We start from the raw sequence: 1,355 nt of genomic DNA on the forward strand, positions 1-1,355 counted from the left end.
CCACGCGAACTTCGCAATTTGCAAAGCTTATGGCTCAGTCGTTAGGTTAAGTAATATTTCGCCAGCAGTATCAAAAGTTGCCAAGAACCATCTTATCCTTTAAGTGACACTTACCCTGTTTATCAACCGTCGAACTCATGTTAAGTTTTAATTAAAATCGTAGCTCCCCACATATTTGTTCCTGTTCCTAATAGGAGAACCAAGTCTTGCGAGTTTAAAAAATTATTATTGAGGAAATCACATAAATTTATTAAATTATCAGATGCTAATGCATGAGCAAATCTTGCTATGTTTTCAGTGTATACTTGCTCAAATTCAAAGCCTCCTAAGTCACTAATAGTTTTTGATAATAGTAAATTATAGTTGTTAGTAATTAATTGCTGAAAATCTTTTGGTTGTTTTTCGGTAAATTTCATTGATTTCCACAAAGTTTTCTTGATCCCCTCTGCAACAGCATACATATACTCCTCACTTTTCTCTTCTATATCTAGTTCACTCATCGCAGCATTAGTGTGTTGAGTTATATGCATTATCTCAAAATCTCCTTTTTCCGCACTAACAATGCAACTTGCTGCTGCGTCACTTGCTATAGAAATATTTGGTGGAATTATTCTTGTTCCACCTTCCTGAATTTGATCTGTAGTAACGACTAAAATATTTCTACATTCCCCAGTTTGGATCAAGCTAGCCGCAGTACGTATAGCAGTGTGTATATTTCCACATTCAGAAAGAAAAACACCAATTGGGTATGCATTCTCTAAGCCTAGTTCATAACTTAAACGACTGACTTCCTTACCATCATAGAATCTAGAATCCCAAAAACTGCTAGTGGCATAGATTAATGCATCAATTTCTTTTCTATTTATCCTTCCTTTTTCTAAAGTATACTGTGCAGTTTTTTTAGCCATAATTGGTGGAGTTAATTGACTTTTAGTATATTTTTTTAATCCAAATTTTAATAGGGTTTCTAAAATCTCTTTATCTTCTTTTATTTCATCTAGATTTTCAATATCATAAACATTACCTAACTCATATGCTGATGCGGTTAGATAAACTTTTTTATTAATTAACATATATTTATTCACGCTGATTTTAACTTGTTAATTATCGGGAATATCAAAAATAACCAGATACTTGTTGTAATAGCAAGCATTCAGAGTTATAAAGTTAGGAAGGTTGGCTAGTTAGGGCAAAATTTAACCATGTCCAACCCATTACTAGGGATGATGAAAAGTTTTAGCAGGTGTTCATTCGCATAAATTTTGAAGTCTTAATTTTTTGTTGGAAAACTCAATCCCAATACCCCTAATCGGCACTTTATAGGAGTCTCAGTATTTTGAGGTATCAGTATCTTT

General features: G+C 33.1%; 1 protein-coding gene. It reads right to left on the reverse strand.

Annotated features, from left to right (window positions below):
- Nucleotides 1–140 precede the first annotated feature (140 nt).
- On the reverse strand, nucleotides 141–1,073 hold the full coding sequence (locus tag ACEYW6_RS29155) for a hypothetical protein (protein ID WP_412982496.1): 933 nt from the start codon (nucleotides 1,071–1,073) through the stop codon (nucleotides 141–143).
- Between the last annotated feature and the right edge of the window lie 282 nt (nucleotides 1,074–1,355).

Origin of the sequence: Nostoc sp. UIC 10607 (assembly GCF_047228265.1) — a bacterium.
Lineage (GTDB): Bacteria > Cyanobacteriota > Cyanobacteriia > Cyanobacteriales > Nostocaceae > Nostoc > Nostoc foliaceum_A.